General features: G+C 68.9%; 14 protein-coding genes and 1 pseudogene. 11 read left to right on the top strand and 4 right to left on the bottom strand.

What is annotated here, in order from left to right; translation table 11 throughout:
* Positions 1-94 precede the first annotated feature (94 nt).
* Entirely contained in the window at positions 95-1,345 is a 1,251-nt protein-coding gene (locus CSC76_RS17485; protein WP_162111246.1) for a glycosyltransferase family 4 protein, read from the top strand.
* A 101-nt stretch (positions 1,346-1,446) separates the two neighbouring features.
* On the opposite strand, the gene CSC76_RS17490 is transcribed toward CSC76_RS17485, so the two are convergent.
* The 4 genes from CSC76_RS17490 to def all read right to left on the bottom strand — a co-directional run bounded on the left by CSC76_RS17490 (position 1,447) and on the right by def (position 5,763).
* Positions 1,447-2,667: an O-antigen ligase family protein gene (locus CSC76_RS17490; RefSeq protein WP_162111247.1), complete on the bottom strand. Its 1,221-nt coding sequence runs from the start codon at positions 2,665-2,667 to the stop codon at positions 1,447-1,449.
* A gap of 252 nt (positions 2,668-2,919) precedes the next feature.
* Complete coding sequence (rsmB, locus tag CSC76_RS17495; protein WP_274382106.1) at positions 2,920-4,215, bottom strand: 16S rRNA (cytosine(967)-C(5))-methyltransferase RsmB; 1,296 nt, start codon at positions 4,213-4,215, stop codon at positions 2,920-2,922.
* Positions 4,212-5,132 carry a methionyl-tRNA formyltransferase gene (fmt, locus tag CSC76_RS17500; protein ID WP_162111248.1) on the bottom strand — a complete coding sequence of 307 codons (921 nt, stop codon included), beginning with the start codon at positions 5,130-5,132 and terminating at the stop codon, positions 4,212-4,214. Before fmt ends, rsmB begins: the two co-directional genes overlap by 4 nt.
* Positions 5,133-5,250: 118 nt before the next feature.
* Positions 5,251-5,763, bottom strand: a complete 513-nt coding sequence (gene def / locus CSC76_RS17505; protein ID WP_162111249.1) for a peptide deformylase — start codon at positions 5,761-5,763, stop codon at positions 5,251-5,253.
* Between the two features lie 132 nt (positions 5,764-5,895).
* Between def and CSC76_RS17510 the strand changes: the two genes are divergently transcribed.
* The 10 genes and pseudogenes from CSC76_RS17510 to CSC76_RS17555 form a co-directional block, all read left to right on the top strand.
* Positions 5,896-7,020 (top strand): LysM peptidoglycan-binding domain-containing protein, encoded by a 1,125-nt coding sequence (locus CSC76_RS17510; protein WP_162111250.1) that lies wholly within the window; start codon positions 5,896-5,898, stop codon positions 7,018-7,020.
* Positions 7,021-7,098: 78 nt separating this feature from the next.
* Positions 7,099-8,277, top strand: coding sequence for a DNA-processing protein DprA (gene dprA, locus CSC76_RS17515; RefSeq protein WP_162111251.1), 1,179 nt, complete (start codon positions 7,099-7,101; stop codon positions 8,275-8,277).
* Positions 8,274-8,747, top strand: coding sequence for a DUF494 family protein (locus CSC76_RS17520; protein WP_142123186.1), 474 nt, complete (start codon positions 8,274-8,276; stop codon positions 8,745-8,747). The genes dprA and CSC76_RS17520 overlap by 4 nt, the downstream gene beginning before the upstream one ends.
* A 26-nt stretch (positions 8,748-8,773) precedes the next feature.
* Positions 8,774-9,208, top strand: coding sequence for a DUF4339 domain-containing protein (locus tag CSC76_RS17525; protein WP_162111252.1), 435 nt, complete (start codon positions 8,774-8,776; stop codon positions 9,206-9,208).
* Between the two features lie 14 nt (positions 9,209-9,222).
* The gene (locus CSC76_RS17530; RefSeq protein WP_238395072.1) at positions 9,223-9,489 is read left to right on the top strand and encodes a pilin; all 267 of its coding nucleotides are present in this window, start codon (positions 9,223-9,225) and stop codon (positions 9,487-9,489) included.
* Between the two features lie 51 nt (positions 9,490-9,540).
* Positions 9,541-10,425 carry an RDD family protein gene (locus CSC76_RS17535; RefSeq protein WP_162111254.1) on the top strand — a complete coding sequence of 295 codons (885 nt, stop codon included), beginning with the start codon at positions 9,541-9,543 and terminating at the stop codon, positions 10,423-10,425.
* Between the two features lie 20 nt (positions 10,426-10,445).
* Positions 10,446-11,423 (top strand): RDD family protein, encoded by a 978-nt coding sequence (locus CSC76_RS17540; protein WP_162111255.1) that lies wholly within the window; start codon positions 10,446-10,448, stop codon positions 11,421-11,423.
* A 203-nt stretch (positions 11,424-11,626) separates the two neighbouring features.
* Positions 11,627-14,128, top strand: coding sequence for a DNA topoisomerase I (locus CSC76_RS17545; protein ID WP_162111256.1), 2,502 nt, complete (start codon positions 11,627-11,629; stop codon positions 14,126-14,128).
* 21 nt (positions 14,129-14,149) lie between these two features.
* Complete coding sequence (gene tsaC / locus CSC76_RS17550) at positions 14,150-14,713, top strand: L-threonylcarbamoyladenylate synthase type 1 TsaC (protein ID WP_162111257.1); 564 nt, start codon at positions 14,150-14,152, stop codon at positions 14,711-14,713.
* A 60-nt stretch (positions 14,714-14,773) separates the two neighbouring features.
* Positions 14,774-15,286: pseudogene (locus CSC76_RS17555) on the top strand (DUF4124 domain-containing protein); the annotation flags it as partial.

The raw sequence follows: 15,286 nt of genomic DNA on the forward strand, positions 1-15,286 counted from the left end.
CCCCCCCCGAGATACCCCAGCGGGAGGACCGCCGCCGCCTCACATGGGATAAAGAAACAAGGGGTGGTGGGCCCCCCGCCACCCCGACCGCCGCATGAAACTCCTGTACACCAATTTCCACAGCGGCAGCGGCGGGGGACACACCCCCTACATCCGCGAACTAGCGCGCGGGTTGTCGGTGCGGCACGAGGTACACGTCGCGGCGCCGGAAGAGAGCCGGCTGTTGCGCGAAGCGAGGGAGATCCCCGGTCTCCACGCCTTCGCCCAACCCTATCCGAACGGCCTGCGCCTGCGGCCCGCCCGCAGGCGCGCCTGCGCACGCCTGCGGGCGTACCTCGAGGAACATCGCTTCGATATCGTGCACGTGAACGGGTCGGCGGATCACCGCCTCGTGATCGCGGCCCTGAGAGGCCTGCAGCCCCGCCCCCTGGTCGTGCTGACGAAGCACAACACCAAGCCGATGCGCGGCCTGCAACATGCGTGGCGTGCGCGCTTCGGGACCGACAAGGTGATCGCGGTGTGCGAATTCGTGCGCCGCCAGCTGAGCCACACCCCCTATCGTCGCTGCCAACCGGAAACCGTCTACAACGGCGTCGACACCGCGTTCTATTCACCTGCCGAACCAGCCGACCGCGTGGATACGCGACAGCTCTGGATCGGCAGCAACGCCGGTACGGCGGACTACAAGGGATGGACCGACCTGATGGCGGCGCTGGCGTTGCTGACGCCGGACGAGCGCGGCCGCATCCAGGTCGTCATTGCCGGCCACCCGCCGTCTGCGGCCCAGCGGGAGATGCTGGCGCGATCCGGGCTGCAGGACCGCTTCCATTTCCCCGGCCTGCTGGACGACGTCCGTCCGATGATCGCCCGGCTGGATGCCGGCTTCGTGCTGTCCCATGACATCGAAACGATCTCCTTCGCCTGCCGCGAGATGATGGCGATGGGCAAGCCGGTGATGGTGACCGACTACGCCGGGCTGCCGGAGAACATCCGCCCCGGCACCGATGGCTGGATCGTGCCGGTGCATGGACACGCCGCGATGGCGGAGGCGCTGCGCGACATGCTGAACGACCGCGAAGACGTCCTGCGCCGCGGCAAGGCGGCCCGCGATCACGCGCTCGCCGAATTCGGCATCGGAACCTTCCTCGATCCCACCGAGGCCGTCTATGCGCGGCTGCTGGCAGGCGCGCCCTCGCTCGACTCCGAGCCCAGTCCGAGCCAGGACCTGGCGTCCACGGGCAGGCTCATCGGCGAAGACGGCCACCCACGGCGCCACGGGCCGCTACAGATGCCGGACATGCCTGCCTCATCTCAACCCGTGGCCGATCCACCGAGCGTCTGGTGAGGCGCTCGGGGAACATCGGGTCGCGGTGACGCATCCCGCGCCCGGATGGACTGCGCCGAACGGACGCCGCACGCCTTCCTGCATGTCTCCCGCTGGCAGCGCTACTCCGAGCCGTTTTCCTCCGCAATCCCCGCAGCGTCGCGAGGCGCCATCCCCATGCCCAACAACAGTCCGACCAGCACCACGTAGGCGCTGGTGCTGAGGGCATGGGAGAACATCGACTGGGTCAGCCCGGACACCAGGTAGGCGAACACCAGCATCCCCGCGGCCCAGGAGGGACCGGCCGGTGCGTGCAGGCGGTTACGGCGGATTTGGCGAATCGCGATGGCCAGCGGCACGCCATAGAGCGCCAGCAAAACCGTCAGACCCGCAATTCCCATCGTGGCGGCCCACTGCGCGACATCGTTGTGCGCATGCTCCAGTCCGCAGAAATGCCGTGACGCGCCCTGGCAGTAGAGGCTGGCATCGACCCGCGACTTGAAGGCCTCGATCCCCACGCCCGTGAACGGCGACTCACGGAATGCATCCCACGCCACCGACCACAACGCCAGGCGTGCGCTGATCGGCTGGTCCACTTGGCCCTGCGCGTAACCCGCCACGTCCGCCTGCAACTGGTCGAACCGGAACTGCGCCGACAGCCACGGCACCGTCCACAACGCCGCCAGCAGCAGCGCCAGCGCGGCGCCGGTCGCGCCCAGCCGCCACCCGCGATGCCGTGCTTCGTTGCCGGCAAGCAGCATCAGCAGCACCAGCCCGAGACCGGGCAGTACGCCACGGCTGCCACTGAGGATCACGGCGACCACGGCCAGCGCCACCAGCGCGGCCAACAGCAACTGCATCGGGAACCCGTTGCGTGCCGGCCGGCAGAACACACCCACCACCAGCAGCGTCAGCACGGCGTTCGCGAACACGATGGGGTTGGCCTCACCGCCTGCGCGCTCCACGCCCCACGACGCCTGCGCCATCGAGATCGTGAACGCGAGCGCCAGTCCCGCCAGCGCGCCATACCAGAGACTCGTCGCGCGCATGCGCGTGGACCATGCCAGCCAGGCACACCACGGCAGCAGCAAGGCGCGCGAGGGATTGTCTAGCGCAGACAGGTCGGCGCCGCTGCCCCACATGGAAAGCGCGGCGACGGCCAGGACGGTCAGCGCCGTACCCAGCAGGAGAGGCAAGGCACGCGGCGTGCGCGCGTCACGACCACGCCAGGCATCCGGCAGCGCCAGCAGTGTGGCCACCAGCATCAGCATGGCGAACGCACCCAGTCCCTTGGGCACCACCAGCAAGGCAGGGGCACTGAATCCTGACAGCCACGCGAACACGCGCGCTACATCCTGTCGACGATGGCTCCTGCCTTGCATTGCCCTGGATCCTTCCCTGTGCGACGACACGTTCATGAAGGCAGCGTGTGCGAACCGACCATGACGCCGAGTCTGCGCCTACTGCGTTCCCGCCACGTCAAGACGAGGTGAACAGCGATATCCTGCCTTCGTCGTCAGTATCGCGCACTCAGGGAATGGACCGTCAACGGCGCATCACCATGCGTGTGGCGTTACCGCGTACTGCTACGCGAATCACGCTTTCTGCAGAACGGCATAGAAGAATCCGTCCATATCGGATTCGCCCGGCAGCCGCTGTCGACCACCCCCATCCGCATGCCCCCACGTTTCATCCGGCGGCTCGACCAGCGCCGTGGCGTGGCGTGCGCGAAATGCATCCAACTGCAGCGCATTCTCGGCGCGCAGGATCGAGCAGGTGGTGTAGACCAGGCGTCCGCCCGGACGCAGCACCCGCCCCGCGGCATCGAGCAGGCGTGCCTGCAGGCGGGGGAGCGCCACCCGGGCGTCGGCACGCCGACGCCGCAGCACATCGGGGTGGCGGCGCACGATGCCCGTGGCGGAACAGGGCGCATCCAGCAGGACCGCATCGAACGGCTCACCGTCCCACCATACCGAGGGATCGGCCGCGTCCGCGGCTTTCATGTCGGCCTGGACACCGACGCGATCGAAGGTCTCACGCACGCGCTGGAGCCTGCGCGCATCCACATCGATCGCCAGCAGACGCCGCGTGGGGTCGCGCTCGAGCAGATGCGCGGACTTGCCGCCCGGCGCCGCGCACATGTCCAGCACCCGCGCACCCGCGGGCAACCCGTCCAGCAGGTCCGCCACGCGTTGCGCGGCGCCATCCTGCACCGACACATCGCCCTGGGCGAATCCGGGCAGACCCGTCGCCGCCCCCGGAGCACGGAGCAGCAGCGCGTCCGGCACGCCGTCCGGAACTTCCGCCTCGATACCCGCGTCCAGCAGCCGTTGCCGATAGGCGTCACGGTTGCCGCGCAGCCGGTTGACCCGCAACCACAGCGGCGCCTCCTGCTGGCTGGCGGCGAAGATGTCATCGGCCTGCGCCGGCCAGTCCTGGCGCACCTGCTGTCGCAGCCATGCCGGCCACAGGGCATCGGACGGCGCCGCCGGCAAGCCCTCGCGCTGCGCGCGTCGCAGCAGCGCATTGACCAGCTTGTCCTGGTGGGGGCGGCCCAGTGCCCGCACGGCCTCGACGGTGGCCGACAGCGCCGCATGAGCGGGCAGGCCCATCACCACCACCTGGGCGAAGCCCACATGCAGAAGCGCGCGCAGTTCGTTCTCGCTGCGTCCCAGCGGCTTGGGCATCCAGGCCGCGAGGGCGGCGTCGCTGCGGGCACGGGAACGCAGCACCGCGAAACAGATCGCTTCGAGCAGCGCTCGATCGCGGGTGTCCTCCACCCGGGGGAGATTGGCCGCCAGTTCGGCCTTCAGCGAGCGGCCGCGATGCATCACCGCATCGACCACGCGGGTCGCGATGACCCGCACCGCGACGCCCGCCTGGTTGGTCACGGCGTCACCAGGTCGCGCCGGGCGTTGAGGTAGTCCGCCGCGGTGATCGCCTTGCCGCCCTCGCGCTGGACCACGCGCAACCGCAGCACGCCGCTGCCGCAGGCGATGTCCAGTCCTTGCCGGCTGGCGGCCAGCAGCGTGCCGGGCGCGGCGGTATGCGCCTGCTCCACCGCCACCGCGCCGTGGATGCGCAGGCGTTCGCCGGCGACCTGGGCTTCGGCGATGGGCCAGGGATTGAAGGCGCGCACCTTGCGCGCCAGCACGTCGGCCGGCTGCGTCCAGTCGAGCCGGGCTTCGGCCTTGTCCAGCTTGTGCGCGTAGACGACGCCGGCCTCGGGTTGCGGATGCGGCGGCAGGCGGACGCCTGCGCGCAGCAGCCCGAGCGCATCGCGCAGCACCTGGGCGCCCAGATCGGCCAGACGGTCATGCAACTGGCCGCCGGTTTCTTCGGGCCCGATGTCCAGGCTCTGCGCCAGCAGCACCGGCCCGGCATCCAGGCCGGCCTCCATCTGCATCAGGCAGACGCCGGTCTCCTCGTCGCCGGCTTCGATGGCGCGCTGGATCGGCGCCGCGCCGCGCCAGCGGGGCAGCAGCGAGGCATGCACGTTCCAGCAGCCGTACTGCGGGATGTCGAGCACCGCCTGCGGCAGGATCAGGCCGTAGGCCACCACGATCATCACGTCGGGCTGCATCTCGCGCAGTGCGTCCTGGGTCGACTTCTTCTTCAGCGACAGCGGCTGCAGTACGGGAATGCCGCGCTGGATCGCCTCCAGCTTGACCGGCGACGGCGTCAGCCCGCGCCCTCGGCCGGCGGGCCGGTCGGGCTGGGTATAGACGGCCACCACTTCATGGTGGGCATGCGCGGCGCGCAGGCTGGGCACGGCGAACGCCGGCGTGCCGGCGAAGACGATTCTCATGGAGGCAGGGAATGGAAAATGGGGAACGGAGGATGGAAAGCGGCGGCAGTGGCGGCGACGGGACCGCCGGCGCGGCAGCGAACCGTCATGCCCGGTTCCCCGTTCCCGCCCCGCCGTCTTACGCCACGTGCTTGCGCTGCTTGGCCAGCTTCTTGCGCACCATCTCGCGCTTCAGCGGCGAGAGGTAATCGACGAACAGCTTGCCGTCCAGGTGATCCATCTCGTGCTGGATGCAGACGGCCAGCAGGCCGTCGGCCCGCAACTCCTGCGGCTGGCCCTGGCGGTCGAGGAAGCGCACGGTGATCTCGTCGGCGCGGGTCACGTCGGCGAAGATGCCGGGCACGGACAGGCAGCCTTCCTGGTACACCTGTTCGCCGGCCTTGTCGCTCAGCTCGGGATTGATGAAGACCTGGGGCTGGTTCTTTTCCTCGCTGATGTCGATGACCATGAAACGCTGGTGCACGTCCACCTGGCTGGCAGCCAGGCCGATGCCCGGTGCGTCGTACATGGTCTCGAACATGTCGTCGAGCAGGCGCTGGAATTCGGCCGTCGTCACATTTGCGGCCTCCACCGGCACGGCCTTGGTGCGCAGGCGGGGGTCGGGGAATTCGAGGATGGGGAGCAGGGCCATGGTACGTCTCGGGATGGGGGCGCCAGTGGAATCCGGCAAGGCCTCACGAATTCTAACGCGGGCGCTTGCGTTGCGCCGGGTTTTCTGGACTATAGTGCGGACCACCTGTCGGGGAATCAGGTAGATACCGCCATGTTTAAATGTTTTCGTACGGTTTTCGCCGTCGCGGTGCTGACCGTCGGCACCTATGCGGCTGCCGCCGAGATGGCGGGAGGCCATCCCGACACCTATGTGGTCAAGCGCGGCGACACGCTGTGGGACATTTCGGCCCGCTTCCTGAAGAAGCCGTGGCTGTGGCCCGAGATCTGGCAGGCCAACCCGCAGATCCAGAACCCGCACCTGATCTATCCCGGCGACGTGATCAGCCTGGCCTACCTGGACCGCGTGGCGGTGCAGCCCGGCCCGCGCGAGGAAGCTCCGCTGAATGCGATCCCGCTGTCCGACATCGAGCCGTTCCTGAAGGACCGCCGCGTGGTGGACAGCTTCGAGGGCCTGCCGCACGTGGCCGGCCTGGACGAAGACCGCCTGCGCAGCTCCGGCGGCCACAACATCTACGTGCGCGGCCTGGACGGCGCCCAGCCGGGCCAGCGCTTCACGGTGGTCCGTCCCAGCGCGCGCTTCACCGACAATCCGCGCTCGCAGGACCTCGACTTCCGCGGCAGGACGATCCGTGGCGAAGTGGACATGTGGAAGGACATCACCGAGCAGACCGGCAAGGGCGCGTTCCTGGGCTACGAACTGGTCAAGGTGAACGTGGCCACGTTCACCCGCGGCGTGGTGCCCGGCACCGAGGTGAGCACGCTGGTGGCCGATATCGGCGGGCATGAGATCCGCGTCCGCGACCGCCTGATCCCGGTCGATGCGCAGCCGTACGACCTGCACTTCTTCCCGCATCCGCCCGCCCGCGATCCGGCCGGCAAGCTGCGCGTGCTGGCCGTGGCCGATGCCCTCACCTCCGGCGGCCCGCGCGATGTCATCGCCATCTCCGGCGGCCGCCTGGACGGCGTGGACAACGGCACGGTGTTCTCGATCTGGCGCAACGGCAGCCACACCGCCAACCGCATGGCGCACCCGGAGTCCTCGCGCATCAGCGAGTCGCCGAAGTCGGGCGCCGGCCGCGTGAGCCTGCCGGACGAGTACGCCAGCCACGCCATGGTGTTCCGCACCTTCGACAAGGTCAGCTACGCGCTGGTCATGGAGGGCGTGGAAGCCACCCGCGTGGGCTATGAGCTGAAGCACCCCGACGCGACCTACTGACCCGGGTCGGGCAAATCCTACGCAATACCGCGACGGCGCCCGAGGGCGCCGTCGTCGTTTCGCCCCTACGCTGGCCGCATGTCCTTCGACGATGCGACCGCCCTGGCCCGGCTGGTACTGGCCGGTGGCCCGGCCCAATGCCGGCGACACCTGCTCGACCGCCACGGCTCACCTGCGGCGGCCCTCGCCGCGGGTGCCGGCGCATGGCGCGCGTCCGGGCTGGATCCGGCGCAGATCGCAGCCCTCCAGGATCGGGCCATCAGCGAAGCCCTGGCGCGCACGCGGGACTGGCTGAAGGTCCCCGGCCATCACCTGGTGGGCTGGCACGACGCCGACTACCCCGCACCGCTGCGCACGATTTCCAGCCCGCCGCTGGCGCTTTTCATCGACGGCGACCCTGCCCTGCTGTGGCGACCGGCGGTGGCGGTGGTGGGCAGCCGCACGCCTACCAGCGGCGGCCGCGACAACGCACACGCCTTCGCCCGCGGATTGGCGGCGTCGGGCATCGTGGTCGCCAGCGGCATGGCGCGCGGCGTCGACGCGGAGGCGCACGAGGCGGCCCTGACCTGCGGGCCGGGGACCACCTTCGCCGTCGTCGGGACCGGCCCCGATCTCACCTATCCACCCGCCCACGAGCGGCTGCGCGAACGCCTGGCGCGCGAAGGCGCCGTGGTCAGCGAGCATCCTCCCGGCACTCCCGCCCTGCGTACCCACTTCCCCGCCCGCAACCGGATCCTGGCCGGCCTGACCCTGGGCACGCTGGTGGTGGAAGCGGCCGAGCAGTCCGGCGCACTGATCACCGCCCGCCAGGCGGGCGAGGCCGGTCGCGAGGTGTTCGCGATTCCCGGCTCGATCCACAACCCCCGTGCCCGCGGCTGCCACCGCCTGATCCGGGAGGGTGCGGCGCTGGTGGAGGACGCCGCCGAGATCATCACTGCCCTGGCGCCGCTGGCCGCCAATCTGGCCGACGCGCTGCGCGTGCGGCTTGGGCAGGCTGAATCCGGGGCAATCGCAGGCAACGGCGAGACGCCCTGCCGTCTCGACCCTGACTACCAGCGATTGTGGGACGGGCTCGGCCATGACCCAACAGGTATGGATCAGCTCGTCTCACGCACTGGATTGACGGCCGCGGAACTGTCCTCCATGCTGCTGGTCATGGAACTGGATGGCTTAGTAACGGCCGAGCACGGCCGATACCAGAGAAAGACCGGTTTCTTCACCTCCACAGCGTCCACGACGCAGGCCGAGGGGCAATGAAAGAGAGCATCCTGGATGTACTGCTGTACCTGTTCGAACACTACTTCACCGAAGACGCGGACCCGGTCCGCGACCGCGACTCTCTCCAGAACGGCCTGATCCAGGCCGGTTTCAGCCCCGCCGAAATCAGCAAGGCCTTCGACTGGCTCGACGCGCTGGCCGACCAGCGGCCGGCCGCCTCCACGCCCCGCGTGGGCGGTCCGACCCGGGTCTTCCATGGTCCCGAACTGGAGAAGCTGGACGTGGAGTGCCGCGGCTTCCTGCTGTTCCTGGAACAGCACGGCGTGCTCGATGCGGACCAGCGCGAGCTGGTCCTGGACCGTGCCATGGCGCTGGACCAGGACGAACTGGACCTGGACGACCTGAAGTGGGTCGTGCTGATGGTGCTGTTCAACCAGCCCGGCTCGGAAGCCGCCTACGCCTGGATGGAAACCCAGATGTTTGCCGACGAGCCCGAACCGGTACACTGAGGCGTTGATCCGCTTCTGGGGGAAGCATGTCGGGTTGGTATTACGCCGACCGGAACCGTGAACAGCACGGTCCGGCGACGGCGGATGAGCTGGTCACGCATTACCGTTTCGGGCGCATCGCGCTGGGCGACCTGGTCTGGCGCGAAGGTCTGCCGCAATGGCGGCCCTTGCGCGATTTCGCCGACGAACTGGGCCTGGATCCGGCGCCGGTCGACGCGGCTCCCGCACCGCCTCCGGTACCGACGGTCGCTGCGCCCCTGGCGCAGACCTCCCTGCCGCCCACGCCTGCAGCGAAGAAGCCCGGCATGTCCGGCGGCAAGATCGCGCTGATCGTGGCCGCCGTCATGGTGGTACGTGCATCGGCATCGCCGGCATCCTGGCCGCCATCGCCATCCCGGCCTACAGCGACTACACGCTGCGCGCCAAGATCGTGCAGGCCAATGCCGAGGTCCAGGCGCTGAAGGTCGACGTTCAGATGTTCCGCCTCGACCAGGGCCGTTGCCCGACCAATGGCGAAGGCGACTTCGGCGCGCCCGAAAGCTATGCCGGCACCTACGTCACCCGCGCCACCATCGGCGAGTTCGACGACGGCACGTGCGGGTTCGAACTGGAATTCGGCAACACCGGCAATGCGCAGATCGATGGGCGCAAGCTCTGGTGGGACATGGGCAGCGACAACGAACAGTGGCACTGCTCGTCGGAAGTGGACGACAAGTACCTGCCACTGGACTGCCGCGGCTGATCGACGCCGGCGTGGCGACGCACGCCACGCCCTGCACCGGGGAATGAAGGAATGACGCACTGGTATTACGCCGATGCCCAAGGGCAGCGGCAGGGGCCTTTCAGCGCCGAGGAACTGGCCGGACACGTCCGGGCGGAACGTCTGGCTGCCCATTCGCTGGTGTGGCGCGACGGCCTTGAGACGTGGCAACCGCTGGCGTCGATGGCGTCCGAGCTGGACGTCGCGCTCGGCACGCCGGCCATGCCGGCAGAGTCCGCCACATCGCCCGCGGCCGATGCGCCCTATGCGCCACCGACCGCCCCGCTCGCCTCCGAACAGCACCCTGTCGCCGGCGGCGACGTGGTGCTGGCCGGCTTCTGGCGACGCCTGGCCGCGCTGTTCATCGACTCGATGGTGGTGGGCTTCGCCTACTACCTGGTGCTGATCGTCGCCGTGGTGGTGCTGGGCATCGGCGGCAGCCTGCTGCTGCGCAACCAGGACAGCACGGAAGGCATGGCCGCGATGTTCGGCATGATGGCGCTGGTCTACCTGCTGTACCCGGTGATCAGCGCGGCGTACTACGCCGGCTTCGAGTCGTCGGGCAAGCAGGCCACGCTGGGCAAGATGGCGGTCGGCATCAAGGTGACCGATACCGAAGGCCGCCGCCTGACGCTGGGCCGTGCGCTGCTGCGCTGGTTGGCCGTGTTCCTCAACTACATCACGCTGTACGTCGGCTACCTGATCGCCGCCTTCACCGAACGCAAGCAGGGCCTGCACGACATGGTGGTGGGCACGCTGGTGGTGGACCGCTGGGCATACACGGCGCACCCGGACTGGCAGCAGCGCGGACTGGGCACCGTCACCAAGGTCATCCTGGCGATCGCCGGCGTGCTCTACGGCCTGATGTTCATCGCCGTGATCGCCGCCATCGTCGTTCCGATGGCCCTGCAATCCTGAAAGATCCACGGAGACCCCGCATGACCGAGTGGTACTACGTCGACAACCTGCGCCAGCGCCAGGGCCCCGTGCCGCAGGAAGCGCTGGTGAAGCTGCATCGCAGCGGCGCGCTTAACGACGCCTCGCTGGCCTGGCGCGAAGGCATGGGCCAGTGGACGCCGCTGGGGGAACTCGGCAGCGAACTCGGCCTTGCCGCGCCCGCGCCCGTCGCTGCGCCCCCGACTCCCGAGCCCGCGGCCGAACCAGTGGCCGAACGGCCACTGACCGGACGTGCGGTGTTCACGGCCAGTGAGCCCAGCTACGCCCAGCACACGCCTGTGCAGACGGGCCCGGTGGGTGCCGTGGCGGCTGCGGCCACGGCGGCATCGCCCTACGCCGCGCCCCGGGCCGATGTGGTCGAGCCGCGTTCCGCGGCGCGCGTGCAAGACGGCCATGTGGTCTACGCAGGTTTCTGGAAGCGCGTGGCGGCCAGCATCATCGACGCCTTCGCCATCGGCATTCCCGTCGCGATCGTGGCCATGATCGTCGGTGGCCTGATGGGCGCCGGCAGCTCCTTCACGACCCAGGTGTTCAACCCGGGCGAGACGATCACGTCGTACCTGCTCACCGCCATCGCCTACGCGTGGTTCCATTCGACCGCCGGCCTGAGCGCGACGCCCGGCAAACTGGCCATCGGCATCAAGGTGGTAAGGACCGACGGCGACAAGATCAGCTTCCTGCGCGGCTTCGGCCGTTACTGGGCCTACCTGCTCAGCGGCCTGATCTTCTGCATCGGCCTGATCATGGCCGCCTTCACGGAACGCAAGCAGGGGCTCCACGACCTGATGTGCGACACCCTGGTGGTCGACAAGTGGGCCTTCACCGCCCAGCCCGAGCGCCAGCGCGAGGAACTGGGCACGGTGGCCCTGGTCGTGCTGATCCTGGGCGGCGTGCTGCTCGTGGGCGCCTTCATCCTGATGGTGGTGGGTTTCGCCGCGCTGGCCTCGATGGGTCGCTGAGCCGCCACGGGGCGACCCGGGTCACGGAACCCGGCCCGGCCCTGGCTACCGGCTTGACAGGCCGGTGCGGCCGTGAAACCACTATAAATAGGAAATCTGAACGCCCGGGGCCCGCGCCCCGGGCGTCCGCTTCTCTGGCGCCCGCATTTGGGCCACCCTAGCCGGCCCCGGACGGCCCACCCGAACTCCCCTGAACCCCTGACATGCCCAAGCACCTGCTCATCGTCGAGTCGCCCGCCAAGGCCAAGACGATCAACAAATACCTCGGCAAGGACTTCACCGTCCTGGCGTCCTATGGCCACGTCCGGGACCTGGTGCCGAAGGAAGGAGCGGTGGACCCGGACAACGGGTTCGCGATGCGATACGACCTGATCGACAAGAACGAAAAGCACGTCGACGCCATCGCCAAGGCCGCCAAGGGTGCCGACGACATCTTCCTGGCCACCGACCCGGACCGCGAAGGGGAAGCCATCAGCTGGCACATCGCGGAGATCCTGAAGGAACGCGGCCTGCTGAAGGACAAGCCGCTGCACCGCGTGGTGTTCACCGAGATCACCCCCCGCGCCATCAAGGAAGCGATGACCCAGCCGCGCCAGATCGCCGGCGACCTGGTCGACGCCCAGCAGGCGCGTCGCGCATTGGATTACCTGGTCGGCTTCAACCTGTCGCCGGTGCTGTGGCGGAAGGTGCAGCGCGGCCTGTCCGCCGGCCGCGTGCAGTCGCCGGCGTTGCGCATGATCGTGGAGCGCGAGGAGGAGATCGAAGCCTTCGTCGCCCGCGAATACTGGAGCATCGAAGCCGAGTGCGCGCATCCGCGCCAGGCCTTCACCGCCAAGCTCACCAAACTGGACGGGCAGAAGTTCGAACAGTTCACCGTCACCGACGGCGACACCGCCGAAGCCGCACGCCTGCGCATCCAGCAGGCCGCGCAGGGTTCGCTGCACGTCACCGATGTCAGCAGCAAGGAACGCAAGCGTCGTCCGGCGCCGCCGTTCACCACGTCCACGCTGCAGCAGGAAGCCTCGCGCAAGCTCGGCTTCACCACCCGCAAGACCATGCAGGTGGCGCAGAAGCTGTACGAAGGCGTCAACATCGGCGACGAGGAAGGCACCGTCGGCCTGATCAGCTACATGCGTACCGACTCGGTCAGCCTGTCCGCCGAGGCGCTGGCCGAGATCCGCGACGTCATCGCGCGCGATTTCGGCACCCAGGCCCTGCCCGACAAGCCCAACGTCTACGTCACCAAGTCCAAGAACGCGCAGGAAGCGCACGAAGCCGTACGCCCGACCAGCGCACTGCGCACGCCGGCGCAGGTCGCCCGCTACCTGAGCGACGACGAGCGCAAGCTCTACGACCTGATCTGGAAGCGCGCAGTCGCCTGCCAGATGGTGCCGGCCACGCTCAACACCGTGTCGGTCGACCTGGCCGCCGGCAGCCAGCACAGCTTCCGCGCCAGCGGCACCACCGTGGTCGATCCCGGCTTCCTGGCCGTGTACGAGGAAGGCAAGGACCAGAAGAACGCCGAGGACGACGACGAAGGCCGCAAGCTGCCGCCGATGAAGCCCGGCGATTCGGTGCCGCTGGACCGCATCCACGCCGACCAGCATTTCACCCAGCCGCCGCCGCGCTTCACCGAAGCGGCGCTGGTCAAGGCGCTAGAGGAATACGGCATCGGCCGTCCGTCCACCTACGCCTCGATCATCCAGACGCTCATCTTCCGCAAGTACGTGGAAATGGAAGGCCGCGCCTTCAAGCCCAGCGACGTGGGCCGCGCGGTCAGCAAGTTCCTGTCCGGCCACTTCACCCAATACGTGGACTACGATTTCACCGCCAAGCTGGAGGACGAGCTGGACGCCGTCTCCCGTGGCGAGGAAGAGTGGATTCCGCTGATGGAGAAGTTCTGGGGCCCGTTCAAGGAACTGGTGGCCGAAAAGGCCGAGACGGTCGACCGCAGCGAAGCCACCGGCGCGCGCGAGCTGGGCAACGATCCCAAGTCCGGCAAGCCGGTCAGCGTGCGTCTGGGCCGCTACGGGCCGTACGCGCAGATCGGCGACAAGGACACCGACGAGAAGCTGGAGTTCGCCTCGCTGCGCCCCGGCCAGTCGATGCACACCATCACCCTGGAAGACGCGCTGGAGCGGTGCAAGCTGCCGCGCAAGCTGGGGCAGGACAAGGGCGAAGAGGTCAGCGTCGGCATCGGCCGCTTCGGCCCGTTCGCCAAGCGTGGCAGCGTGTATGCGTCGCTGAAGAAGGAAGACGACCCGTACACGATCGACCTGGCGCGCGCGGTGTTCCTGATCGAAGAGAAGGAAGAGATCGCGCGCAACCGCATCATCAAGGAATTCGACGGCAGCGACATCCAGGTACTCAACGGCCGCTTCGGCCCGTACATCAGCGACGGCAAGCTCAACGGCAAGATCCCGAAGGACCGCGAGCCGGCGTCTTTGACGCTGGAGGACGTGCAGAAGCTGCTGGAGGAGACCGGCAAGCCCGTGCGTCGCGGCTTCGGCGCCAAGACGGCCGCCGCGAAGAAGGTGGCGGTGAAGAAGGAAGCGGCGCCGAAGAAGACGGCGGCCAAGAAAACGCCCGCGAAGAAGGCGGCGAAGAAAGCCACCAAGAAGACCGCGACGAAGAAGGCAGCGACCAAGAAAGTGGCGAAGAAATCCGTCGCCAAGGCCGCTGCCGGAGACGACGCACCGTTCTGATCTCCTGCCACCATGCACGCCATGCCCATCGAACGGACCATCGAGGAAGCCGCGGAAGTGATCCGCAGCGGCGGCATCGTCGCCTATCCCACCGAAGCCGTGTGGGGCCTGGGTTGCGATCCGTTCGATGAGGGCGCCGTGCACCGGCTGCTCGCGATCAAGCAGCGGCCGGTGGAGAAGGGCCTGATCCTGATCGCCGCCACGCTGGAACAGCTCAAGCCGCTGATCGATGTCGCGGCGGTGCCCACCGACCGCCTGGCCGACGTGCTGTCGAGCTGGCCGGGCCCGTACACGTGGGTGATGCCCGCCACCGCGCAGGCGCCGCGCTGGATCACCGGCCAGCATCGCGGCATCGCCGTGCGCGTCAGCCAGCATCCCACCGTGGTCGGCCTGTGCCAGGCCTATGGCGGCGCGCTGGTGGCCACCAGCGCGAACCCGAGCGGCCAGCCTGCCGTCAGCGACTACGACGCGCTGGACCCGGCCCTGCTGACACGCGTGGACGCCATCGTGCCCGGCCAGACCGGCGGCCTGGCTCGTCCCACCGCCATCCGCGACGCACTGACCGGCCAAGCGCTGCGTGAATGACCGGCGGCCGTTCACGGCGTCCGGCTTTCCATCCCCTGTCCACGCGCGCACCATGGCGGCATGCCGCGCCTTGCCCTGCTCCTGCTGCCGGTCCTCCTGATCCCGACGCCGTCCTCCGCGCAGGCGTCGAAGCCGGCCGCCACGACCGACGTTACGATCTACCGCTGCACGAATGCCAGTGGCGCGCTGACGCTGCGCGACTCCCCTTGCCGGAAGGGCGCGCAGCAGGATGTCCGCACCATGCAACGTCCACGCGATCCGGCGCCGTCGGCGCAGCCGCCCGCACCGACGCCGACGCCGGCCGCACCGGTCCCGACCACCACCGCCCAGGTGGTGTCCCTCACACCGCCCCGCCCCCTGTATGAGTGCGTGACGCCCGACGGCGAGACCTACACCAGCGACGATGGTGAAGGGAATCCGCGCTGGGTGCCCTACTGGTCGGCCGGCTATCCTGCGTGGCCGCGCGACCGCCACACGGGCTCCGCCAGCGTGTCGGGCAATGTATCCATCGGCAACGGCACGCTGTCGTTCCAGAGCGGCGATCCCCGGCCTGGCTCTTATACCCCTCGTACG

The organism is Pseudoxanthomonas mexicana, from assembly GCF_010093385.1.
Classification (GTDB): domain Bacteria; phylum Pseudomonadota; class Gammaproteobacteria; order Xanthomonadales; family Xanthomonadaceae; genus Pseudoxanthomonas_A; species Pseudoxanthomonas_A mexicana.

Coding starts and splice junctions, on each gene's coding strand:
- CSC76_RS17485 (WP_162111246.1), top strand. CDS start 95: ATGAAACTCCTGTACACCAATTTCCACAGCGGCAGCGGCGGGGGACAC.
- fmt (WP_162111248.1), bottom strand. CDS start 5,132: ATGAGAATCGTCTTCGCCGGCACGCCGGCGTTCGCCGTGCCCAGCCTG.
- def (WP_162111249.1), bottom strand. CDS start 5,763: ATGGCCCTGCTCCCCATCCTCGAATTCCCCGACCCCCGCCTGCGCACC.
- CSC76_RS17510 (WP_162111250.1), top strand. CDS start 5,896: ATGTTTAAATGTTTTCGTACGGTTTTCGCCGTCGCGGTGCTGACCGTC.
- dprA (WP_162111251.1), top strand. CDS start 7,099: ATGTCCTTCGACGATGCGACCGCCCTGGCCCGGCTGGTACTGGCCGGT.
- CSC76_RS17520 (WP_142123186.1), top strand. CDS start 8,274: ATGAAAGAGAGCATCCTGGATGTACTGCTGTACCTGTTCGAACACTAC.
- CSC76_RS17525 (WP_162111252.1), top strand. CDS start 8,774: ATGTCGGGTTGGTATTACGCCGACCGGAACCGTGAACAGCACGGTCCG.
- CSC76_RS17530 (WP_238395072.1), top strand. CDS start 9,223: ATGTTCCGCCTCGACCAGGGCCGTTGCCCGACCAATGGCGAAGGCGAC.
- CSC76_RS17535 (WP_162111254.1), top strand. CDS start 9,541: ATGACGCACTGGTATTACGCCGATGCCCAAGGGCAGCGGCAGGGGCCT.
- CSC76_RS17540 (WP_162111255.1), top strand. CDS start 10,446: ATGACCGAGTGGTACTACGTCGACAACCTGCGCCAGCGCCAGGGCCCC.
- CSC76_RS17545 (WP_162111256.1), top strand. CDS start 11,627: ATGCCCAAGCACCTGCTCATCGTCGAGTCGCCCGCCAAGGCCAAGACG.
- tsaC (WP_162111257.1), top strand. CDS start 14,150: ATGCCCATCGAACGGACCATCGAGGAAGCCGCGGAAGTGATCCGCAGC.